The organism is Vibrio splendidus 12E03 (assembly GCF_000272105.2).
GTDB classification, from domain to species: domain Bacteria; phylum Pseudomonadota; class Gammaproteobacteria; order Enterobacterales; family Vibrionaceae; genus Vibrio; species Vibrio splendidus_I.
The window spans coordinates 1-22668 of record NZ_AJZD02000165.1 but is presented as its reverse complement, the minus strand read 5'-3'; the positions used below and the strand labels follow the sequence as shown (position 1 = coordinate 22668).

Here is a 22668-nt window from a genome sequence, read left to right as displayed (position 1 = left end):
AGTAGCAGACTCTCTTTATGTGTTCAAAAGCTTAAGTCATAAAAAAGTCGACCTCATGGTCGACTTTTTTGTTGTCTCAATTTTAGCGGCTTACTGTTAGTCGTTTTTCGACTTCACAAATTGAGAAATAACCACAATACCGAAAGCAACCAAGTTACCTGCAAAGATAATGACTAGCCACTGAGGCATAGAAAGATCGAAGAACTGCCACACAACCTTACTGCAATCACCGTAAGCTTCAAACATCCAAGGTGCCCATTGGTTTAAAGGTGCCCAGCTAGGGAAGGTCACGAATAAGTCACAGGTTGCGAAAGGAGACGGATTGAACTGGTAATCGACGTGCTCTAAAGCAAGCATCAAACCTTTGTATGCGCCAAATCCCCAACCAGCAAGGCCTAACCAACGTGATATTGGGTTATTCGGGGCAATAGCACCAATCATGGCAGCAACACCGATAGCGAGCATAGCAACGCGCTCATAGATACACATCACGCAAGGACCAAGCATCATCACGTGTTGGAAGAAGAGAGCGCACGCTTCAAAAAAGACAATAAAAGCCAGCAGTAAAAGCCAAGATAAACGTCCCTTAGAGAAGTCTTTGATCATTGCTAAAAAGTTCACGAATTAAATCCTGTCTATAAAATAAAAAAGCCCTGATTACTCAGAGCTTTTTATCTTGGATAAGTTTCCTAATCAACTAATATTTTTGATTAGCTAGTTATACTTAATGTGGTTTGCGACACAGTGTTAGCTTAATGACCGCCAGAGATAACTGGAGCAACAGTTTCACCAGTGCGCTGAATGATCCAACCTGCATCATAGAACCAGGCTGTCATCGGTTCTACGAAGAACACGATACCAGCAAGGCCAACCAGTGCTAACACGATGGTGTATGGCAGAGCCATGATAACCATGCGGCCGTAAGACAATCGAATTAACGGAGCAAGTGCTGATGTTAATAGGAATAGGAATGCAGCCTGGCCGTTTGGCGTAGCAACAGAAGGTAAGTTAGTACCAGTGTTGATAGCAACAGCAAGTAGGTCGAACTGATCACGAGTGATGATGCCTTCAACCAGTGCAGTTTTCACTTCGTTAATGTAAACCGTACCGACGAACACGTTATCTGAAACCATCGATAAAATACCGTTGGCAATATAGAAGAGTGCGAGCTGTGCGCCTTTATCTTCAACGTGAAGTACTGCATCGATCACTGGCTTAAATAGAGCTTGGTCGATGATTACCGCAACGACAGCGAAAAAGACGGCAAGAAGTGCAGTAAATGGTAGCGCTTCTTCAAAGGCTTTACCCATCGAGTGCTCTTCAATTACACCAGTAAATGCCGTTGCCAATATGATCACTGAAAGGCCAATCAAACCCACTTCAGCGACGTGAAGCGCAAGGCCAACAATCAGCCAAACTGCGATTGCACTCTGAACCCATAATTTTGCTACGTCTTGCTTGGTGCGGTTTGCACGTTCTTTGTTGTCGAACTCAACTAAGATTTGGCGAACATTCATTGGTAGCTCAGCACCGTAACCAAACACTTTGAATTTCTCGACAAGTGCACAAGTTAAAATACCGCAGAAGAAAACAGGCAGTGTTACCGGCAGCATACGGATGATAAATTCACCGAACTCCCAGCCCGCTTGTTTAGCAATTACCAAGTTCTGTGGTTCACCTACCATGGTCATTACACCACCCAGTGCTGTACCCACACCTGCGTGCATAAGCAGTGAACGTAGGAAAGCACGGTAGTTTTCTAGGTCATCACGAGTTAGCTCTGAGATCTCTTCATCATGAGTATGATCGTGCGCAGACGTTGTGCCCTTGCCTGATGCAACCTTGTGGTAGATAGAGTAGAAGCCGACCGCAACGCTAATAACTACGGCGATTACTGTTAGTGCATCTAGGAATGCTGATAAGAAAGCGGCAGCAACACAGAAGGCAACAGAGAGTAAAATTTTAGATTGGATGCCAAGCAAGATCTTCGTGAAAATGAACAAAAGCAGTTCTTTCATGAAGTAGATGCCAGCAACCATGAATACGAGCAAGAGTAATACAGGAAGGTTTGCTTGCAGCTCGTGATAAACCATTTCTGGTTTGGTCATGCCAATGGCGACTGCTTGAATAGCTAATAGACCACCCGGTTGAAGTGGGTAGCATTTGAGAGCCATAGCTAGAGTGAAAATAAACTCAACCACCAATAGCCAGCCCGCAACAAATGGGTCAACTAGGAAGAAAACAAACGGGTTGATGATTAAAAAGGAAATGATGGCAAGTTTATACCAATCAGGAGCTTTACCAAGGAAGTTCTTGATAAAAGCGTTTCCGAGAGACATCGGCATGTTAATACTCTTTTATGTTGATTATGAATAGACAAGCAATACAACATTTTGAGAATCGAGCTATAGAAATTGTTAAAAACTATAACTAACAGTGACTTAGAAAAACTACATTCCATGTAATGTTCTGTGGTCTTGCCAAGTCACTCCCTTAGAAACTCAAGCACTGCTTATTTTTGAGCGCAACTCTACTCTTAGATAACATTTAGTCAACAGGAAAAGCCCTGTAGCACTAAAAATACCTCTTTTTTGTTGAGAAACGCGATCAAAGTAGCGCAAGCATACCACTTAAAATGTGATAAAAACCGACTAGAATCAATATTTCAGCGAAATGATTGAAATTTACAGAATAAAGACGGTTTATATATGATTATTACAACTTAATGTTGCAATTTAATGGCTTTAAAATTATGACCAATCTCATTGATTTTAAAGAAAATTTGTTGTGTTAATGATTTGTTGAAATAGTGATTTATAGTCGCTTGCTTTCTAAACCTAAGGTGCAAACGTGTGCTGAACTTTAGAGTTTTAACTCTACTTGTGTTTTGAGTGAGTAAAATTTTTGAGGGTGTTTCCGCTAGGTGTTAACTAGTGGTATGATGAGTAAATTAGAACAGAATAATTAAATTGGATTGAAGTGTAGATGGTCATTAAGGCGAAGAGCCCGGCAGGATTTGCAGAAAAGTATATCATTGAAAGTATTTGGAATGGCCGTTTCCCTCCAGGTTCTATCTTGCCAGCAGAGCGTGAGCTTTCTGAGCTAATTGGCGTTACACGTACTACGCTTCGTGAAGTACTTCAACGTCTTGCTCGTGATGGTTGGTTGACAATCCAACACGGCAAACCAACCAAAGTTAATCAGTTTATGGAGACATCAGGTCTTCATATCCTTGATACGCTAATGACGTTGGACGTTGATAACGCAAGCAAGATGGTAGAAGACTTACTTGCTGCCCGTACTAATATCAGCCCGATCTTTATGCGTTATGCATTCAAAGCAAACAAAGAAGCTTCAGAGCGTACTATTAGTAACGTGATTGAATCTTGTGAAGCGTTACTTGCGGCACCTACATGGGATGAGTTCTTAGAATCATCGCCATACGCAGACAAGATTAAGCAAGCTGTAAAAGAAGATTCTGAGAAAGATGAAGCGAAACGTCAAACGATCTTAATCGCGAAGACTTTCAACTTCTACGATTACATGCTTTTCCAACGTTTAGCATTCCATTCAGGCAACCAAATTTACGGCCTGATCTTCAACGGTGTACGTAAACTGTATGACCGTATCGGTAGCTACTACTTCTCTAACCCAGAAGCACGACGTTTAGCGATGGACTTCTATAAAGAGTTGTTCGTTATCTGTGAGAGCGGCCAACGTGAAAACTTGCCATTGGTGATCCGTAATTACGGTATCGCAAGTGCGCAGGTTTGGAACGAAATGAAAACAACGTTGCCAACGAACTTCACTGAAGACGATAGCTAATCTTTTGGGCTAACTAAATAGCGTTAAACAAAGAACAAAAAAGCGGCGAGATAATACAATTATCTCGCCGCTTTTTATTTATTAAGAATCTGGCTAGTTTATTAGTAGGTTGTTTTTAACCGGCAAACTCTTCTGAGTCAGGGCGGTTAGTAAACTGAACGCCATTTAGGAAGTCGCAAAGCAGTTGGTCTTCACACACTTTGTAGTTTTTGTTTTCTGGCTTGCGGAAGTAAGCGCCGATTTCGTACTTGCTCAAGCTAATGCCAACCACTTCTAGCACGTCCAAAACATCTTCTGCTTTCATGTTTAATGCGATACGAAGCTTCATGAAGATCATGTTGTTCGTCAGTGCAACTTCAGGTTTAGGTTGCTCGCCTTCTTTTTTGCCACGCTTAAGGTTGATGAAACCATTTAGGAATACCGCTAACTCTTTATCTTTCATCTTAGAGCATGACTTGTCGTTGTCGTCTTTTAGCCAGTTTATCACTTGGTCATGAGCAACGGTCACATCAGCTTGTTCGATAGCTTTGATGATTTGTGCATTTTTAAGGTTTAGTGCGTGTTGAATACGACGCAAGATTTCGTTGTTAGTCACTGGGAATTCCTAAAAAGGGTTTTAGAGTAAAGAGGTGCTGGTTTCGCCTATTTTTGTCGACGAACCAATTTCTACTCTACATAGCATAGTTGACGGCGACTCTAACAGAGAACGCTAATTTTCGGTAGATATAAAAAATCCCCAATGCTGATTCACTCTTTCAAGTCAAAATGCATTAGGGATTTAGTGATGAGTGCTTGTTATCTGACAGGAGCCAGAATTACATTACACGCATACCTGGTTGAGCACCTTCGTGTGGCTCAAGGATCCATAGGTCGCTGCCGCCAGGGCCCGCTGCTAGGATCATGCCTTCAGACATACCAAACTTCATCTTACGAGGTTTTAGGTTGGCTACCATTACAGTTAGCTTGCCTTCTAGCTCTTCAGGTTTGTATGCTGATTTGATACCAGAGAATACTTGGCGAGTCTCACCACCGATGTCCAGTTGGAACTTCAGTAGTTTGTTCGCTTTTGGTACTTCTTCACAAGAGATGATACGAGCAATACGCATGTCTACTGCAGCAAAGGCATCGAACTCAATCTCGTCTGCGATTGGCTCTTTGTCTAGCTCAGTTTGGCTTGCTTGTTCTTTTTCAGCTTCTGCTTTTTCTTTCGCCGCTGCTTCAGCGGCTGCATCTTCTTTAGAAGACTCAACCATTGCTTCCACTTTCTTAGGGTCAATACGGTTGAATAGCGCTTTGAACTTAGTGATCTCGTGATCAGTTAGCGGAGTAGCAATCGCTTCCCACGTTAGCTCTTCGTTTAGGAAAGCTTCAGTGCGAGCTGCAAGCTCTGGCATCACTGGTTTCAGGTAAGCCATCAGCACGCGGAATAGGTTAATACCTACAGAAGAAACTTGTTGAAGCTCAGCTTCTTTGCCTTCTTCTTTTGCAAGAACCCAAGGTGCTTTTTCGTCGATGTACTGGTTAGCTTTATCCGCTAGTGCAGTGATTTCACGGATAGCACGGCTGAATTCACGAGTTTCGTATAGCTCACCGATACGCTCAGCAGCAGCAACGAATTCGTTGTATAGCTCAGGCTCTGCAAATTCAGCAGCTAGCTTGCCTTCAAAACGCTTAGTAATGAAGCCTGCGTTACGAGAAGCTAGGTTAACAATCTTGTTTACTACGTCAGCGTTTACACGTTGAGTGAAGTCTTCAAGGTTAAGATCTAAGTCATCGATGCGACTGTTTAGTTTCGCAGCGTAGTAGTAACGTAGACACTCAGGGTCTAGGTGGTTTAGGTACGTGCTTGCTTTGATGAATGTGCCTTTCGACTTAGACATCTTCGCACCGTTCACTGTTACGTAGCCGTGTACGAATACGTTGTTTGGCTTACGGAAACCTGCGCCGTCTAGCATTGCTGGCCAGAATAGGCTGTGGAAGTAAACAATGTCTTTACCGATGAAGTGGTAAAGCTCAGTTGTGCTGTCTTTCTTCCAGTATTCATCGAAGTTTAGATCGTCACGTTTGTCACATAGGTTCTTGAAAGAAGCCATGTAGCCAACAGGTGCGTCTAGCCATACGTAGAAGAACTTGTCTTTTTCGCCTGGGATTTCAAAGCCGAAGTAAGGTGCATCACGTGAGATATCCCACTGTTGCAGACCAGACTCAAACCATTCCTGCATTTTGTTTGCAGTTTCATTCTGTAGAGAGCCAGAGCGAGTCCACTCTTTAAGCATGCTTTCGAACTGAGGTAGGTCGAAGAAGAAGTGCTCAGAGTCTTTCATTACTGGAGTTGCGCCAGAAACCGCTGATTTAGGGTTAATTAGCTCAGTTGGGCTGTATGTCTCACCACAGTTATCACAGTTATCACCATACTGGTCTTCTGACTTACACTTAGGGCAAGTACCTTTTACGAAGCGGTCTGGTAGGAACATCTCTTTCTCAGGATCGAAAAGCTGAGAAATAGTACGGCTAGAAATGAAGCCGTTCTTTTTAAGTTCTAGGTAGATGTGAGAAGCCAGTTCACGGTTCTCTTCGCTGTGTGTGCTGTGGTAGTTATCAAAGCTGATATCAAAGCCAGCGAAGTCTTTTTGGTGCTCTTCACTAACAGCAGCGATCATCTCTTCTGGCGTGATACCCATCTGTTGAGCTTTAAGCATAATTGGCGTGCCGTGAGCATCGTCAGCACAGATGAAGTTTACAGTGTTGCCACGTAGACGCTGGTATCGAACCCAGATATCAGCTTGGATATGCTCAAGCATATGGCCAAGGTGAATAGAGCCGTTAGCGTACGGAAGCGCACAAGTTACCAAAAGTTGTCTTGGATCAGTTGCCATACTTAATAATTCGCTTTTTTGATAGGTATAAATTTGAGAGGTAATACTACTTTATAACGTGTGATACGCCAAGGTATCAGACAAAGGATTCCCCTAGTTTTTTAGGGGTTCAGTCTTCATCTCGTGGGTGATAGCATAAATAAAAAAGGAGCCCCAATGCGTAACTTTACTTCTAAGCAAGATTTCTGTTCATGGTTGAATGAGTTCGAGTCACCAATCCTCACCCCAGAGTGGGCGCGGCACCAAAATATTGTATCGGTTGATCCTCGTGGGTCATTTGTAATTACCTTGCCTTTTGCAGCTAATCAGCTAGCGGTTGAATTGGAACAGTGGATCAACTCCCAGATTGAACAACAGCTTGTCAGCACTTTTCAGTTTGAAGTAAAAGTGAAGCCGTCTGCGCTAGAAACTACAGTCGCAACACCATTGAAAGGCGTTAAGAACATTATCGCCGTGACGTCGGCAAAGGGTGGGGTGGGTAAATCGACAACTTCGGTAAACCTTGCGCTTGCGTTATCTAAGTCAGGTTCAAAAGTGGGCTTGTTGGATGCGGATATCTATGGTCCATCTGTGCCTATGATGCTCGGTCAACTGGATGCAAAGCCAGAAGTACAGAACAACAAATGGATGATGCCAATCGAGGCGCATGGCATTTTCACTCATTCTATTGGCTATCTTGTGTCGAAAGATGATGCTGCAATCTGGCGTGGCCCAATGGCAGCGAAGGCTTTAGGTCAGCTTGTTAACGAAACCGTATGGCCTGATTTAGATTACCTTGTTATCGACATGCCACCGGGCACAGGTGATATTCAGCTCACACTTTCACAGCAAATCCCAGTAACGGGCGCGGTAGTCGTGACGACACCTCAAGACTTGGCTTTAGCCGATGCACGTAAAGGTGTGGCGATGTTCGATAAAGTGAGCGTGCCAGTTGCAGGCCTAGTGGAAAACATGAGCTACCATATTTGTAGTCACTGTGGCGAAAAAGAGCATATCTTCGGTGCTGGTGGTGCAGAAGCCATGTCGGAAGAGTTCTTCCTCGATATTTTGGCGCAAATTCCACTGCATATTGATGTACGAGAAGACATCGACGCGGGTTGCCCAACGGTTATACGTCGCCCGGACAGCGAACACACTCGTCTTTACCTAGAATTGGCTGAAAATGTGGCTGCGAAAATGTTCTGGACGGGAAAAGCGAGACCGGAAGCGATCAACTTTTCTATGGTTGATTAGAGTAGATAAGTCTTAAGGCCGTATAAATAATGTTTGGGTGAGATAAATAGCTTTTGTATTTGGCTAAAGAGCTGTTGGGTTTGTGCAAATAGTTGTACGCCAGTTATTCGAAAGCAAACGATTGTATTCATTAAATGCATTGATATCATCAATTTGACTGCAATTAGCTAAAATGGCGACTAGAATCTATGTGCTTTAGCCCCTATAATCAGGCGGTTTATCTCTTCCCACCACCAAACCATATCGGGTGCAAAATTAATGTCTGATAATAATCAATGTGTCATCGTAGGTATCGCTGGCGCTTCAGCTTCAGGAAAAAGTCTGATTGCTAGTACAATTTATAATGAATTGCGCGAAAAAGTAGGCGACCATCAAATTGGTGTTATCACGGAAGATTGCTATTACAGCGACCAAAGCCACTTGAGTATGGAAGAGCGTGTTAAAACTAACTACGATCACCCAAATGCACTAGATCATGATCTTTTATGTGAACATCTACAGCAGCTAATGAGTGGCAACGCCGTAGAAGTTCCTGAATACAGCTACACAGAGCACACACGTACTTCTGAAACGACTACACTTACTCCAAAGAAAGTGATCATTTTAGAGGGTATTCTGCTTCTAACAGACCCGCGTCTTCGTAAACTAATGCACGCAAGTGTGTTTATGGATACACCATTAGACATCTGTCTATTACGCCGTGTTAAGCGTGATGTAGAAGAGCGTGGTCGTACAATGGACACTGTACTCAAGCAATACCAAGAAACAGTACGTCCAATGTTCATGCAGTTTATCGAGCCTTCAAAACAACATGCAGACATCATCGTTCCTCGTGGTGGTAAAAACCGTATTGCGATTGATGTGTTAAAAGCGCACATTGCGAAGTTGTTGAAGTCTTAATCGAATAAAATTTTGCCTAAGTGACTCACTTAGCTTTATTTTTTACCGAATCAGTGGCACTTTTATAGTGCCACTTTCTTTTGGAATCTAAGCAAGGAATATGCGGATGAAGAAACTACTCATTTTCATAGCTGTACCAGTGTTTGTTGTCGTTGCAGCAATTCTGGCACTAGTGCTGTTAGTGAATCCCAACCAATTTAAGCCATTAATTGTCGAACAAGCCCAAAAACACACAGGCCTAGAGCTTGTGATCGAGGGTGATATCAGCTGGCAATTCTTCCCATCCATTGGCTTTGAACTTGGTCAAACTGAATTACGTAATCCTGAAGGGTTCACCCAACCAAACCTATTCAAGGTTGATACCGTTGGCGTTGATGTTTCGGTTACTCCGCTATTTAGTAACCAACTAGAGATCGGCAACATTACTCTAGATGGTGCAGAATTCTATTTAGAAACGCTTAAAGATGGTCGCAAGAACATTGATGCACTAACGCAAGCGTCAGCGCCTCAAGAATCTGAGCCTGCAGCAGATACAAGTTCTGAATCAGCGCCTGCCCCTCAAGAGCAAACTACCACAGACGCATCGGGTTGGACGATCAACCTTGCAGGCGTAACTGTATCAAACGCATTGTTTGAAATGGACGACAAGCAAGCGGGTTCATTCACTAAGCTATACGATGTGTCTTTGAATCTTTCTGAGTTTGCTGTTGATACATGGACAACCGCGACATTTGCGGCTTCTGGTGAGAACAATCAACAGAAGTTCTCTGCACAAGGCAGTGCAGAATTCAAATTAGCTGAAGGCTTCGCAAGTTACGCACTTCGTAATATCGACTTAAACGCTAAGTTCAATGATCCAGCGACGTCGATTGAGTCAGCAAAAATTGGCTTGAATACGTTTGAGTTCGATAAGGTAAACCAACTGACTTACGCTGTAATCGGTAATGCAGCGGGCCTTGACCTTGATCTTAAAGGTGGCGGTGAACTTACTGTTGATAGCGCGATTTCAAAAGTAACGCTGTACAAGTTAACGTTAGACTCAACATTCAAAGGCGACACGCTTCCTCAGTCTCCAATGAAAGTCGACATGCTGTCTGACTTAAGCTTCGATCTTAACAAGAGCCACCTGAGCTTTGTGTTAGAGAAGCTACAAGCTAACGCTATTGCATTAGACGGTAAAGCAGACGTAACCCTATCTGAAATACCAAAGGTTCGTTTCTCGCTTCATAGCTCGAATATTGATTTGGACGAGTTCTTAGGCTTAGGCAAGACAACAGAAACCGCGAGCACAGCGCCTTCTGGTTCTGCTGGTGGCTCAACGTCAAACTCAGGTAGCTCTGCTCCTGCTAAAGAAGTGGAACCTGATCTGTCGGCTCTGAAAACGTTAGACGTGAAAGGTGACATTACGATTGATAAGTTCAAGGCGAACAACGCGAAAATGCAGAATGTTAAAACGGCATTTTCGGTTAACCGTGGTATCGCAGAGCTAACTTCATTCACATCGAATCTTTACCAAGGCTCTATTTCAGCTACGGCTAAGCTAGATGCTCGTAAAACACCGGCGACTTACACGGCTAAGAAGAAAATTAAAGGCGTGAAAGTACAACCGTTACTGGTTGATGTTGCAGAGAACGATATGCTGGAAGGTACCGGTAATATTGATGTCAACGTGAAAGGTAAGAGTCTAACTCCGACGGGTATCAAGAAAAACCTAGTCGGTACTATCGCGATTAACTTTGAAGATGGTGCAGTTAACGGCATCAACGTAGCTCAACTGATTCGAGAAAACTACTCTAAGATCAAGGGCGAGAAAGTTGAAAGCACAAATGAAGCTCAAAAAACGGACTTCAGTGCAATGAAAGCGACACTGAAAGTGGACAAAGGTTGGGTTTCAACGAACGACTTATCTGCACAGTCGCCACTGTTACGTGTGACAGGCCAAGGTAAAGCGAACTTCATTAATGAGACTGTAGACTTCCTTGTTCGTACATCGATTGTGGGTTCACTTGAAGGTCAGGGCGGTAAGAGCATCGATGATCTGAAAGATGTGACTATCCCAATTAAGGTAACCGGCCAATGGGCTGACCCGAAATTTGCACTTGTTTTTGATGATGTATTGAAACAGAAAGCACAGAAAGAAATTGACCGTGGTGTGAACAAGCTAACGGATAAGATCAAAGACGAGAAAACCAAAGAAGCGGTAGATGGTTTATTGAAAGGTTTCTTTAACTAAACGTTTCTAACTCGTATATAAAAGAAGCGCCATTCCTGTTTTAGGAGTGGCGCTTTTGTTTGGGTACTTATAATACTTTAGAGAGATTCCCTATGACACTCGTTCCTTGCTCTAGGGAATGACGACAGGTGCTCGTCCATTATTTAGGCGAGTAACACTGAATCTTCGTCATCCTCGAGAGGGAGAATGACCGGGTCGGGGGATCTCTGGTTGAGTCCGATTACCAATCCACGCCTTGAAGCACTTTTACACCAGATTCGAAAGCGTGTTTAACGTTACGAACTTCAGACACGGTGTCTGCCATTTCAGTTAGTGTGCGGTGTGCACCACGGCCAGTAATGATCACGGACTGCATTTTCGGACGGTTGTTTAGAGCTTCTACCACTTCATCCAGTTCAATGTAACCGTAACTCACCATGTAAGTCAGCTCATCAAACAGAATCACATCAATCGACTCATCGGATAGCATACGCTGACACTCTTTCCACACGCGCTGTGCGGCTTCTATATCTTGAGCTTTGTTTTGAGTTTCCCAAGTAAAGCCGGTGCCCATTACTTGGAACTCTACGTCGAGCTTTTGGAGAACGTTCTTTTCACCGTTGTCCCAAGTCCCTTTAACAAACTGAGCGACGGCACATTTCTTACCATGACCGACTGCACGTGTAATCGTACCAAAACCGGATGTTGATTTACCTTTACCGTTACCCGTGATGACCAACAATAGGCCTTTTACTTCTTGTGCTGCAGCGACACGAGCATCGACTTGTTCTTTTACTTTTTGTTGTCTTGCTTTGTGGCGTTGTTCTTTGTTGTCTTCAGTCGACATAACAAATCCTTTTAAGTTGTGATTAGGCCTATCATAGCCTAACTTAACGATAGCAAAAACCATCGGAAGAACAGGTGATTAGGGATGAAAAAGATACTCGTAGTTTGTATGGGGAATATTTGCCGTTCGCCAACAGGTGAAGCGGTGCTAAGGAAGAAAGCCCAACAGTTGGATATTGACGTTGTGGTCGACTCTGCGGGGACGATTGGTTTTCATCAAGGCAACCCGCCAGACTCGCGTTCGAAATCTGCAGGAGAGAAGCGAGGTTACAGCTTTAAGGGGATTACTTCTCGTAAAGTGGTTGATAATGACTTCGAAGAATTTGACCTGATACTCGCGGCCGATAGGGCGAATCTAGATGACTTAATGAGCCAGTGTCCCGCTCATCTCCAATACAAGCTTGCGTTATTTTTAAGCTTTGGAGAGTCACAATATTAAGAGATCCCCGATCCGTATTATGGTGAGGGAAATGGCTTTGAATTGGTGTTGGATTTAATCGAAGAGTCTAGCGAAGCGATATTGCGTTCAATGTAGTGTGGAAGGAATGTTCGTCGTTTTGTGATCAGCGTAAGGGCAGACCGATAGGTATAAAAAAGCCGACATTGAATGTCGGCCTTTCTAAATCTAACTTAAAGTTACAGCTAAGATTACTTAGACATTACTTTGTAGATTGGGTCTTCTGCAACGTTCGCTTCAACTAAGCTACCCGCTTTGTGCAGCATAGCAACACAGTCTTGGCTTAGGTGGCGAAGGTGAAGTGTTTTACCTAGCGCCGCGTAACGGTCAGCAATCGTGTCGATCGCTTCAATAGCAGAGTGGTCAGTCACGCGTGAGTTTGCGAAATCAACGATTACATCTTGTGGATCGTTGTATGCGTCAAACAACTCTAGGAAGTTAGCCGTTGAACCAAAGAAGATTGGGCCGTTAACTTTGTACTCTTTTGAGCCTTCAGCGTTTACAGACGTGTCTGCGTAGATGTGTTTAGCATGTTGCCAAGCGAACATTAGCGCTGAAGCTACAACACCAACACCTACTGCTACAGCAAGGTCAGTCAGTACGGTTACCACGGTAACAAGAACGATAACGAAGAAGTCTTGCTTAGGAACGCGACGCGCAAGCTTGAAGGTTGCCCATTCAAATGTGCCGATAACAACCATGAACATTACGCCCACAAGTGCTGCTAGAGGAATCATTTCAATCAGTGCAGAACCGAACAGGATGAACATCAGTAGTGCAACTGCGGCTACGATACCTGAAAGACGACCACGACCACCTGAGTTTACGTTGATCATCGATTGACCGATCATCGCACAACCACCCATCGCGCCGAATACAGAACACGTTACGTTAGCCATACCTTGACCAACACATTCACGGTTAGATTGACCACGAGTGTTTGTCATTTCGTCTAGTACTGTCAGTGTCAGCAGAGATTCAATCAGGCCGATAGCCGCAAGGATAATTGCGTAAGGCAGGATGATCTGTAGTGTCTCTAAAGAAAACGGAACAGCAGGAATTGAGAATGTTGGTAGAGAGCCCGCTAGCGTAGCTGCTTCGTCACCAGACATTGTACGTAGGAAGTCGACAACAGTGCGAGTTTCAAGGTCAAGACCCACAACCAAAGCCGTTACTGTAACAATAGCAACTAATGAAGATGGTACTGCTGTTGTTAGTTTAGGTAGGAAGTGGATGATAGCCATTGTAAGGGCTACTAGACCTAGCATTAGTGTCATTTGACCGCTTGGTAACCAAGTCAACGCACCTGTTACGTCTGGCGCTTTAAATTGACCAAGTTGAGCTAGGAAGATAACAATTGCCAAACCGTTCACGAAACCAATCATTACTGGGTGTGGAACGATACGGATAAATTTACCTAGTTTAAATACACCCGCTGCAATTTGCAGAAGGCCAGCCAGCATAACGGCTGCGAATAGGTATTGAACACCATGGGTTGCCACTAGGCTCACCATTACAACGGCCATTGCGCCAGTTGCACCAGAAATCATACCTGGACGGCCGCCAAAGACAGAAGTGATTAAACCTACGATGAATGCTGCGTAAAGACCAACCATTGGGTCAACGCCAGCAACAAAGGCGAATGCTACAGCTTCAGGTACCAGAGCTAGGGCTACTGTAAGACCTGAAAGCACATCATTCTTTACAGAGTGCTTTGAAAATTGTGGGAATTCGAACATGTTTGCTCAGCTATGCTTAAGATGGATTTACCGACACGGGTGTATTGCGTAGCCAAACAGTGATGGAAAAGAGCGGCAATAGCGAAGTGTCGAAAAGATAAGTGCGCGAATGCTACCCAAAAATGTGATTAAGTTCAAGGTTGAACCTAACTTTGAGTAATATATCTGTTAATTTTTATTCGATTAGTAGATATGAAAAAGGCTGCTTTAATAAGCAGCCTTTGATTCTATTTACTTGCGATTATCTATCAGTAATCGCTAGTAGTTTGGCTTAGTCATCGCCGCGCCAGCTTTGTTCGACGCTGCCTGACTGCCTGCACCTTTCGATACAAAACGTTCAGTGCGGAACGGAGCTGCAATCACTTCAATCTCTTTGATCTCTTGAGGACCAGGAGCTTTAGTCATTGGTGAGCCAGCTTGCTTCTTAGCAACTGCTGCCTTTGGTGCCGCTTTAGGAGCTTCTGTTTTTACAACAGGTGCTTCTTCAACTTTAGGCGCTTCAGCTTCAACAACTGGTGTTGCTTCTGCTTGCACAGCTTCTGCTACAACAGGCGCTTCAACTTTCGTCGCGTCTGCAATCACTGGAGTTTCAACTTTCGCAGTTTCAACGACCACTGGTGCTTCTTCAACTACAGCAGGAGTCTCAGCTACTTGAGCTTCAACAGCTGCTTCTTCGCGACGGATAATCACTTTGCCCATAGCTAGTTCAGGACATGCGAAGCCGCCTGCCATCACTACATTGCTTTGAGGTGCCGTCTCTAGAGCAACATTCTGCTCTTGAACAGATGTTTGAGCTTCAGCTGCTACTTGAACTTCAGCCACTTCAGGTTTTGCCTGCTTGTGGTGAGGTTTTGGAATGAAGCGAGGCATCACTTTACCCATAGCCATCTCTGGAGAAGCTACACCACCTTTACGTAGGCGGAATGGGTTAGGGCGACGATCACGACCGCGACGACGACGTTGACCACTTGCACGTAGGTGACGTGGAGAACGACGGTTACGACGTTGTTTCGGCTCTTCCTGTTCAGTTTGCTCTGCATTCGCTTGAGTTGCTTCTACTTGTTCCGCAACTTTTTGCTCTTGAGCTACTGACTGTTCTTTTGAAACAGATAGTTCTTTAGCTGAAACTTGTTCTTTTGAAGCATTATCTTCAGCTTGAGCTTGCTGGTCTTTAACACGAACTTGCTTGTTCAGTTTACGACGCTGACGACGCTCTTTAATCTTAGCTGCTTTCGCTTCAGGTTTAGCCTTAGGCGCTTCCGGTTTACCAGCTTGTGCTTCTGCCGCTAGCTGCAGACCTTCTTCTGCTAATTTAGATGGTGCTTGCTCTTCGCGTTGCTTCTGCTCATCACGTGGCTTGTTGCGACGGTCTTGCTTAGGCTTGCGAGGCTGACGAGTTTGCTGTGGAGCTGCTTCTTTTTGCTCTTCAGGCTTCTCATCACGAGCTGGCTTACGACGGCGTTTGTTGTCACGGTTTTCGTTACGATTGTCACCACGTTCACCACGGTCGTTACGCTGTTCGCCACGCTCACCACGTTGGTTACGACGACGGTTATCGTTACGATCACGGCGTTGACGGTTGCCGTTGTTGCGATTGTTTTTAGGTTTCTCTTCTTCTTTCTTCTCTTCTTTTTTCTCTTCTTGAGTTGAAGAGCCAAATAAGAAGCTACCGATAGCTTTGAAGAAACGACCAATTAGGCCTGGTTCTTGAGTCGCTGCTGGTTCAGCTTTCTTCTCTTCTACAGCTTTAGGTGCTGGAGCAGGAGTTGGTGCTGATTGAGCAGGAGCTGCGAAGCCTTTCAGAGCAGGTTCTTCGATCTTCTTAGGACGAATAGTCTGTTCAGCAGGCTCTTTGCTTTCCGCTTCTTTTAGAGCTTCTAGCTTGTTAGGCAGCAAGTAAGACAGTAGATCGAACTCTTCACCTTCACGAACACGGATAACCTCAAAGTGCGGTGTTTCCATGTCTGAGTTAGGAACAACAGTGATCTTAACTTCTTGGTTTTTCTCGATGTGGTTTACTGAGCGACGTTTTTCGTTCAGAAGGTAAGAAGCGATTGGAACAGGCACAACAGCAAGTACTTGTGCTGTGTTGTCTTTTAGAGCTTCTTCTTCAATCAAACGTAGAACAGAAAGTGCTAGAGATTCGTTATCACGAACAACACCAGTACCTGTACAACGAGGACAAATGTGGTGGCTTGCTTCTGCTAGTGATGGGCTCAAACGTTGACGAGACATCTCTAGAAGGCCAAAGCGAGAAATACGACCAATCTGAACACGTGCGCGATCTAAACGAACGGCATCACGTAGACGGCTTTCTACTTCGCGTTGGTGGCGAACCGGAGTCATATCGATAAAGTCGATTACAACAAGACCACCTAGGTCTCGCAGACGTAATTGACGTGCAATTTCATCGGCAGCTTCTAGGTTAGTGTTAAGTGCTGTTTCTTCAATATCGCCACCCTTTGTTGCACGAGCCGAGTTGATATCGATAGAAGTCAGTGCTTCTGTTGGGTCGATTACGATAGAACCACCAGATGGAAGACGAACTTCACGTTGGAAAGCAGATTCGATCTGGCTTTCAATCTGGTAATGGCTGAATAGTGGCACTTCACCATCGTATTTCTTAACGCGATTCATGAAATCTGGGCGTATTAATTGAATGTGCGCTTGAGCACGTTCAAAAATAGTATTGCTGTCGATTAGAATCTCGCCAATATCACGACGTAGATAGTCACGAATTGCGCGAACAATAACGTTACTCTCTTGGTGAATTAGGAAAGGAGCTGCATTTGAATCAGAAGCTTGCTTGATAGCGCCCCAATGGTTCAATAGAACATTCAGGTCCCACTCTAGCTCTTCTGCGCTTTTGCCAACACCCGCTGTACGCACGATTAAGCCCATACCTTGAGGAAGTTCAAGAGTGCTTAATGCTGCTTTCAGTTGAGTGCGTTCATCACCTTCGATACGACGAGAAATACCGCCAGCACGAGGGTTATTAGGCATAAGAACTAAGTAACTACCAGCCAAAGAGATGAAAGTTGTCAGTGCAGCACCTTTGCTACCACGTTCTTCTTTCTCTACTTGTACGATTACTTCTTGACCTTCTTTTAGCACTTCTTTAATGCTAGGACGGCCTTGGTATGTATAACCTTCAGGGAAGTATTCGCGGGCAATTTCTTTAAGAGGGAGGAAACCGTGACGTTCTGCGCCGTAATCAACGAATGCCGCTTCTAGGCTTGGTTCAATACGGGTAATACGTCCTTTGTAGATATTCGCTTTCTTTGACTCGTGACCTGGACTTTCGATATCTAGATCGAACAGTCGCTGGCCATCAACCAAAGCGACACGCAACTCTTCTTTTTGAGTTGCGTTAATTAACATTCTTTTCATTTAGAAATTCTCATTGTCTTTTCTTATTTTCATCATTGTTCTTATCGCTTTATTTCGTTTCTCATGGTGCCAGATCCCATGGCTTTATCGGTGCAGCCTCCCGGCTGGAGAGGGATGCTCTGGGGCACGTCAGTCATCATAGGGAGTTAGCCTATGATCCGCGATGTGGCGGTGAATACTCAACATGAGCGTACGTGAGTAGAGCGATAAGGAACTCAGTTGACCGTGTCTTACGCCGATTGCAGCACTGTCTAATCTGAGTTATCTACTCATTTACTTGCTTATGAATGGTTAGCTGTTTAAATAATAGTCAAACCACTGATAGCAGCTGTGAACTATAGCAGCGGTCGGTAAACACAGCAATCTGCTTTGTCGGAATGCTGTAAAAAAAACAGTTTTTGTTTGGGTTTTGATAGCTCTAACTCACTGTCTATAAATAATTTATCAATTGATATTTTAATTTGCAGGAATCTTGGTGCTTTTTTGTTCGAAGAATCAAAGAAATATAGAACTTCACGAGCATTTGAGGATAGATCGGCAGGGATTAAGGATAAATAAGTTCGGAATAGAGCTAAGAAAATCTCAATTATCAAAAGTGACAGTGATACAATAGCCCAATGAGCGAAATTAGAACCCAAGTCCAATTCGTCGACATTGACGAAGATATGGCTGGTCAGCGTATTGATAACTTCTTACGCAACCAATTAAAAAACATCCCGAAAAGCATGATTTACCGAATCGTGCGTAAAGGCGAGGTCCGCGTAAATAAAAAACGCATTAAGGCTGAATACAAACTAAAAGCTGGCGATTTAGTTCGTATCCCTCCGGTTACTATTGAAGAGAAAACAGAAGAGAACGTGCCGAGCACGAAACTCAACAAGGTTTCAGAATTAGAACAGTGCATCATTTATGAAGATGATCACATGCTAATTCTTAACAAACCGTCTGGCACTGCTGTTCATGGTGGTAGCGGATTAAAGTTTGGCGCGATTGAAGCATTACGTGCTCTTCGCCCTGATGCTCGTTTTCTTGAATTAGTGCACCGTATCGATAGAGATACGTCTGGCATTTTGCTTGTTGCTAAGAAGCGCTCGGCGCTAAGACACCTTCAAGCACAGTTCCGTGAAAAAACGGTTCAAAAATACTACTTCGCTTTAGTTATGGGCGAATGGAAGAACAGCTGCAAAGTCGTCAACGCACCTTTGTTGAAAAATGAAGTGAACAGCATTGTTCGAGTTAACCCGAATGGTAAAGCTTCTGAAACCCGTTTTAAGGTTTTAGAAAAATTCCAAGAGGCGACGTTGATTCAAGCTAGCCCAATTACAGGCCGTACACACCAAATTCGTGTGCACGCTCAGTATACTGGTCACCCAATAGCTTGGGATGATCGCTACGGTGATCGTCGTTTTGACGCTTACACGGGCAAGGTTGGTCTTGATCGTCTGTTCCTACATGCCGCAAACATCAAGTTCACACACCCAGGTAGTGAAGAGAAAATGGATATCTCGGCGCCAATGGAAAGAAGGCTAGAGAAAGCCCTAACTGGTTTACGTAAGCTTTAAGAAGATACGAGATACGAGATACGAGATACGATATTTTTCGTGAATTGAGTATCAGACGCATCAAATGGAAAAGGTTGACGAATATCGTCAACCTTTTTTGTTTTTATCTATTGTAGAAGATCCCCAAGTCGCTCGTTCCTCGCTCTTGAGGATGACGACTTTTTAAAATCACGCTCTATATCATTAGTTGGTTAGATAAAATTGCGTGTTCCGCCATTCCCTAGACTGACGAAGGAAGGAGTAGGGAATCTCTAACAAAGAGAGCGTATCCGTTATAGTACACCCATTCCTTGCGCTTCTAACATATCGACTAGATCGATTAACGGTAAGCCGATCAAAGTATTTGGGTCTTTCCCTTCCATCTGTTTAAACAACGCGATGCCTAACCCTTCACACATAAAGCTACCTGCGCAGTAATAAGGTTGCTCTTTCTCAACATAACTCATGATCTGTTGCTTAGTTAAATCGCGGAAATGCACTACAAAGGTGTCGAGACGCGTGTCAGCTTCATTGGTTTCGTTGTTCCAAACCGAAAGCCCAGTATAAAAAGTAATGCTCTTGCCGCTTTGACGAGATAGCTGCTCGATCGCTTTTTCTCGAGTGTGAGGCTTACCAATGATCTCTCCATCAATTACGCAAACCTGATCAGAACCAATGACTAAGCTAGGTTGCTCCACAACACAAGACTTAGCTTTGGTCTCAGCAAGGCGCATCACCAACTGTTGTGGTGTCTCTTCTGGAAGCGGCGTTTCATCGCAGTCTGGCTTGGCTGTAATGAAGCTTAACTGTAGTTTTTTGAGGATCTCTTGCCTAAATGGTGATGTAGAGGCTAAAACTAGTTGGTAATTTCTCATTTTAATTTACAATTCAAGGAAGCATTTATCTCAGGATAACGTAACTTGTCCTGCTATTCATAATGCTCTGAATAGGAAAGGCAGGAAAGTACATTTTTTTTGCCATTTCCTTTGACTAAACACGATTTGGAAGATAAGATTCGCGCCCTATGCAAAAGGAAAAAATACCGCGTACAGTTGATCCGGCAAGAACGGCTCAAAAACGACTCGATATGGATGGTATCATTCAGGTCAGTCTTTTGAAGCGTTTAACTGAAGCAACTGAAGGCGTAAAACGTGACGCGCAAGTCTCAATGTCATTTGGGCTTGATGAACAACGATTAGTCGTTATCTCTGGTAAAGCTAACGTCGAAGTCGATTTAGAGTGTCAACGTTGTAATGAGGTTTTCGCACATGAGTGCGATGTCCAATTTACTTATACTCCTGTTTACAGTGAGAAAAGTGAAGAGGAAGCACCGGAAGAGTACGATTTGGTAGATCTGAACGAGTACGGTGAGTTAGACCTGATTCAATTAGTTGAAGACGAGTTCATCCTTGGATTGCCACAAATAGCAATGCACGACGATGCGAAATGTAGCGTTAACTCAAATAACTTGGTGTTTGGTGAACTTCCTGAAGAAATTGAGGAAGACAAAAAGCCGAATCCATTTGATGTTTTAAAAAGCTTAAAGAAGTAATTGCTTCTTTAAGAATTTACATAGGAGTAGGGTCAATGGCCGTACAAAAGAGCAAGAAATCACGTTCAATGCGTGGCATGCGTCGTTCACACGATGCGCTAACTACAGCTGCACTTTCTGTAGACGCAACTTCAGGTGAAACTCACCTACGTCACAACGTGACTGCCGAAGGTTTCTACCGCGGCAAAAAGGTTATCAACAAGTAAGGTTGACCTTTGCAAAATCTAACCGTTGCGCTTGATGCAATGGGCGGGGACTTCGGTCCTCGTGTAACAGTGCCTGCCGCCGTGCAGGCACTGTCGTATTTCCCAGAGCTAAAAGTCATTCTAATAGGTGATCGAAACGCGATCACATCTCAATTATCTTCATTAGGTCGAATGCCTGATTCTCGTTTGAGTATCCAGCATTGTGATCGAGTCATTTCCAATTCTGAAAAACCTTCACTAGCCTTACGTAATAGTCAGGGTAGCTCTATGCGTACCGCTATCGATCTGGTTGCCGAATCACAGGCTGATGCTTGTGTGAGTGGTGGTAACACTGGCGCACTGATGGCTTTATCCCGTTTCAGACTCAAGCTTCTTCCCGGTATTGATAGGCCTGCATTGGTTTCAGCTTTGCCTACTGCATCCGGAAATCGCACATGGATGCTTGATTTAGGGGCGAACGTTTCTAGTGACGCAGATTCACTCTTTCAGTTTGCTGTCATGGGCAGTGCATTAGCAGAACAACATTTAGGTCGCGCACCACGTGTCGCTATCTTGAATATCGGTGCAGAAGAAATTAAAGGCAATGACCTTGTAAAACGATGCGCTGAAATGTTGTCTAATACTCAGTCTGTGAACTTCATAGGCTATATTGAAGGTAATCAATTACTTCAAGATGCTGCTGATGTCGTCGTATGTGATGGTTTTGTGGGCAATGTCTGCTTAAAAACGTGCGAAGGTACGGCTCAGCTCTTTATTGATAAGCTAAAAACGCGCATGATGGCTTCAACAATAAAGGGTTGGATCGCCAGAATGTTGTTTTCTGAGCTATTTACTGAATTAAAAACCTTGAACCCCGACCAGTATAACGGCGCAAGTTTGTTAGGATTGCGCGGCATTGTCATTAAAAGTCATGGAAGTGCTGATGTGTCTGCAGTCGTCAACGCGATTGGTGAAGCAGTACACGAGGTCAAACGACAAGTCCCCAGCCGCATTAGCGATCGTTTGGAAGCGGTTTTACTCGAGAGGCATTATTAGTCTTCATGTATAGCAAAATTTTAGGTACTGGCAGCTACTTGCCATCTCAGGTGCGTACTAACGCAGACTTAGAGAAAATGGTAGAGACTAGCGATGAGTGGATCGTTGCTAGAACAGGTATTAAAGAGCGTCGTATTTCAGCGGAAAATGAAACTGTTGCTGATATGGCGTTTTACGCTGCTGAAAATGCCATTGAAATGGCAGGTATCGACAAAGATGAGATTGATTTAATCATCGTTGCGACAACCAGCAGTAGCCACACATTCCCGTCTTCGGCATGTCAGGTACAAGGTAAGCTTGGTATTAAAGGCTGCCCTGCATTTGATTTGGCTGCGGCGTGTTCTGGTTTTGTTTACGCACTGTCTGTTGCTGATCAACACATTAAGACTGGCATGTGTAAGAACGTTTTGGTAATTGGTGCTGATGCACTGTCAAAAACCTGTGATCCGACTGACCGCTCTACTATCATTCTATTTGGTGATGCAGCAGGTGCGGTGGTTGTAGGCGCAAGCGAAGAGCCAGGTATTTTGTCTACTCATATTTACTCTGATGGTAAATACGGGGAGCTACTAAGCTTAGAAGTACCAGAGCGTGGCGGTGATGCTGATAAATGGCTGCACATGGCGGGCAACGAAGTATTTAAAGTGGCAGTAACTCAGCTTTCTAAACTAGTTAAAGACACATTAGCGGCGAACAATATGGATAAGTCAGAGCTTGATTGGTTAGTTCCACACCAAGCAAACTACCGTATTATCTCGGCAACGGCTAAAAAGCTGACGATGTCGCTTGATCAAGTAGTCATAACTCTTGATAAGCACGGCAATACGTCAGCCGCTACCGTACCAACGGCTCTAGA

Annotated in this window: 17 protein-coding genes and 1 pseudogene; 10 read left to right on the top strand and 8 right to left on the bottom strand. The window is 44.0% G+C overall.

Features of this window, described 5'->3' with window-relative positions; translation table 11 throughout:
• Window positions 1–96: 96 nt before the first annotated feature.
• Window positions 97–606, bottom strand: a complete 510-nt coding sequence (dsbB, locus tag A142_RS11555; protein WP_026084412.1) for a disulfide bond formation protein DsbB — start codon at window positions 604–606, stop codon at window positions 97–99.
• A 146-nt stretch (window positions 607–752) separates the two neighbouring features.
• Entirely contained in the window at window positions 753–2345 is a 1593-nt protein-coding gene (gene nhaB, locus A142_RS11550) for a Na(+)/H(+) antiporter NhaB (protein ID WP_019823574.1), read from the bottom strand.
• Window positions 2346–2985: 640 nt separating this feature from the next.
• On the opposite strand from nhaB, the gene fadR reads away from it, so the two are divergent.
• Complete coding sequence (gene fadR / locus A142_RS11545; RefSeq protein ID WP_019823572.1) at window positions 2986–3825, top strand: fatty acid metabolism transcriptional regulator FadR; 840 nt, start codon at window positions 2986–2988, stop codon at window positions 3823–3825.
• A gap of 115 nt (window positions 3826–3940) precedes the next feature.
• On the opposite strand, the gene A142_RS11540 is transcribed toward fadR, so the two are convergent.
• Together A142_RS11540 and metG are read right to left on the bottom strand one after the other, a co-directional pair.
• The gene (locus tag A142_RS11540; RefSeq protein ID WP_010437231.1) at window positions 3941–4420 is read right to left on the bottom strand and encodes a DUF1456 family protein; all 480 of its coding nucleotides are present in this window, start codon (window positions 4418–4420) and stop codon (window positions 3941–3943) included.
• 220 nt (window positions 4421–4640) lie between these two features.
• Window positions 4641–6701, bottom strand: coding sequence for a methionine--tRNA ligase (gene metG, locus A142_RS11535; protein WP_017062160.1), 2061 nt, complete (start codon window positions 6699–6701; stop codon window positions 4641–4643).
• A 156-nt stretch (window positions 6702–6857) separates the two neighbouring features.
• Here metG and apbC point away from each other — a divergent pair, with 156 nt between their 5' ends.
• The 3 genes from apbC (at window position 6858) to A142_RS11520 (ending at window position 11067) form a co-directional block, all read left to right on the top strand.
• Window positions 6858–7934 carry an iron-sulfur cluster carrier protein ApbC gene (gene apbC / locus A142_RS11530; protein ID WP_019823568.1) on the top strand — a complete coding sequence of 359 codons (1077 nt, stop codon included), beginning with the start codon at window positions 6858–6860 and terminating at the stop codon, window positions 7932–7934.
• A gap of 258 nt (window positions 7935–8192) precedes the next feature.
• Complete coding sequence (gene udk, locus A142_RS11525; RefSeq protein WP_004734002.1) at window positions 8193–8834, top strand: uridine kinase; 642 nt, start codon at window positions 8193–8195, stop codon at window positions 8832–8834.
• A 106-nt stretch (window positions 8835–8940) separates the two neighbouring features.
• The gene (locus A142_RS11520) at window positions 8941–11067 is read left to right on the top strand and encodes an AsmA family protein (RefSeq protein WP_019823567.1); all 2127 of its coding nucleotides are present in this window, start codon (window positions 8941–8943) and stop codon (window positions 11065–11067) included.
• Window positions 11068–11287: 220 nt separating this feature from the next.
• Here A142_RS11520 and cobO read toward each other — a convergent pair whose 3' ends face one another.
• Window positions 11288–11893: a cob(I)yrinic acid a,c-diamide adenosyltransferase gene (gene cobO / locus A142_RS11515; RefSeq protein ID WP_029405544.1), complete on the bottom strand. Its 606-nt coding sequence runs from the start codon at window positions 11891–11893 to the stop codon at window positions 11288–11290.
• Window positions 11894–11977: 84 nt separating this feature from the next.
• Here cobO and A142_RS11510 point away from each other — a divergent pair.
• Window positions 11978–12427 (top strand): annotated as a pseudogene (locus A142_RS11510) (low molecular weight protein-tyrosine-phosphatase).
• A 113-nt stretch (window positions 12428–12540) separates the two neighbouring features.
• On the opposite strand, the gene A142_RS11505 reads toward A142_RS11510, so the two are convergent.
• Complete coding sequence (locus A142_RS11505) at window positions 12541–14088, bottom strand: SulP family inorganic anion transporter (protein ID WP_019823563.1); 1548 nt, start codon at window positions 14086–14088, stop codon at window positions 12541–12543.
• A gap of 258 nt (window positions 14089–14346) precedes the next feature.
• Window positions 14347–17478: a ribonuclease E gene (rne, locus tag A142_RS11500; RefSeq protein ID WP_019823561.1), complete on the bottom strand. Its 3132-nt coding sequence runs from the start codon at window positions 17476–17478 to the stop codon at window positions 14347–14349.
• 617 nt (window positions 17479–18095) lie between these two features.
• On the opposite strand from rne, the gene rluC reads away from it, so the two are divergent.
• Window positions 18096–19040 (top strand): 23S rRNA pseudouridine(955/2504/2580) synthase RluC, encoded by a 945-nt coding sequence (gene rluC / locus A142_RS11495; protein WP_017054981.1) that lies wholly within the window; start codon window positions 18096–18098, stop codon window positions 19038–19040.
• Between the two features lie 272 nt (window positions 19041–19312).
• Here rluC and A142_RS11490 read toward each other — a convergent pair whose 3' ends face one another.
• A complete protein-coding gene (locus A142_RS11490) occupies window positions 19313–19894 on the bottom strand; it encodes a Maf family protein (RefSeq protein ID WP_017062154.1) in 582 nt (193 codons plus the stop codon).
• Between the two features lie 149 nt (window positions 19895–20043).
• Here A142_RS11490 and yceD point away from each other — a divergent pair, with 149 nt between their 5' ends.
• The 4 genes from yceD to A142_RS11470 form a co-directional block, all read left to right on the top strand.
• A complete protein-coding gene (gene yceD, locus A142_RS11485; RefSeq protein WP_017062153.1) occupies window positions 20044–20571 on the top strand; it encodes a 23S rRNA accumulation protein YceD in 528 nt (175 codons plus the stop codon).
• A gap of 35 nt (window positions 20572–20606) precedes the next feature.
• On the top strand, window positions 20607–20777 hold the full coding sequence (gene rpmF, locus A142_RS11480) for a 50S ribosomal protein L32 (protein ID WP_004737376.1): 171 nt from the start codon (window positions 20607–20609) through the stop codon (window positions 20775–20777).
• 9 nt (window positions 20778–20786) lie between these two features.
• Complete coding sequence (gene plsX, locus A142_RS11475) at window positions 20787–21812, top strand: phosphate acyltransferase PlsX (RefSeq protein ID WP_019823556.1); 1026 nt, start codon at window positions 20787–20789, stop codon at window positions 21810–21812.
• A gap of 5 nt (window positions 21813–21817) precedes the next feature.
• Window positions 21818–22668 (top strand): beta-ketoacyl-ACP synthase III (locus A142_RS11470; protein WP_019823554.1); only part of this gene is annotated, 851 nt, incomplete at its 3' end.

Coding starts and splice junctions, on each gene's coding strand:
- A142_RS11490 (WP_017062154.1), bottom strand. CDS start 19,894: ATGAGAAATTACCAACTAGTTTTAGCCTCTACATCACCATTTAGGCAA.
- rne (WP_019823561.1), bottom strand. CDS start 17,478: ATGAAAAGAATGTTAATTAACGCAACTCAAAAAGAAGAGTTGCGTGTC.
- yceD (WP_017062153.1), top strand. CDS start 20,044: ATGCAAAAGGAAAAAATACCGCGTACAGTTGATCCGGCAAGAACGGCT.
- dsbB (WP_026084412.1), bottom strand. CDS start 606: ATGATCAAAGACTTCTCTAAGGGACGTTTATCTTGGCTTTTACTGCTG.
- metG (WP_017062160.1), bottom strand. CDS start 6,701: ATGGCAACTGATCCAAGACAACTTTTGGTAACTTGTGCGCTTCCGTAC.
- nhaB (WP_019823574.1), bottom strand. CDS start 2,345: ATGCCGATGTCTCTCGGAAACGCTTTTATCAAGAACTTCCTTGGTAAA.
- udk (WP_004734002.1), top strand. CDS start 8,193: ATGTCTGATAATAATCAATGTGTCATCGTAGGTATCGCTGGCGCTTCA.
- apbC (WP_019823568.1), top strand. CDS start 6,858: ATGCGTAACTTTACTTCTAAGCAAGATTTCTGTTCATGGTTGAATGAG.
- rpmF (WP_004737376.1), top strand. CDS start 20,607: ATGGCCGTACAAAAGAGCAAGAAATCACGTTCAATGCGTGGCATGCGT.
- A142_RS11505 (WP_019823563.1), bottom strand. CDS start 14,088: ATGTTCGAATTCCCACAATTTTCAAAGCACTCTGTAAAGAATGATGTG.
- rluC (WP_017054981.1), top strand. CDS start 18,096: ATGAGCGAAATTAGAACCCAAGTCCAATTCGTCGACATTGACGAAGAT.
- A142_RS11520 (WP_019823567.1), top strand. CDS start 8,941: ATGAAGAAACTACTCATTTTCATAGCTGTACCAGTGTTTGTTGTCGTT.
- cobO (WP_029405544.1), bottom strand. CDS start 11,893: ATGTCGACTGAAGACAACAAAGAACAACGCCACAAAGCAAGACAACAA.
- fadR (WP_019823572.1), top strand. CDS start 2,986: ATGGTCATTAAGGCGAAGAGCCCGGCAGGATTTGCAGAAAAGTATATC.